This window comes from Bacillus sp. sid0103 (assembly GCF_019219025.1).
Window position 1 is genome coordinate 1 of the sequence record NZ_JAHUWN010000164.1, and the last position, 255, is coordinate 255.

The 255-nt window shown below is 36.5% G+C and carries 1 pseudogene; it reads right to left on the minus strand.

Annotated elements, in window-relative coordinates:
• Positions 1 to 255 (minus strand): annotated as a pseudogene (locus KW850_RS32965) (IS110 family transposase); the annotation flags it as partial.

Consider the following 255-nt stretch of genomic DNA (forward strand, 5'->3'; position numbering starts at 1 on the left):
TCCCTTAATTGCCAACATTTGTTCAACACCAGGAATTTGTTCAAGAAGTTTATCTATATTAGATTCCAGTTCTTCGAACTTTTCAATTATGAGTTCATACTTATCTATTAATGTGCGAAGCTCTAATTTAGCCATATCTGAACCTTCACGAATGCCAATTGAAACCATTGCCACCTGCTTTAGTTCTTTTATTTTACTGAGTCCCACCGCACGTTTAACAGCTTTTCGAAGGTGTTCAAGTATCTGCTGTTCTGT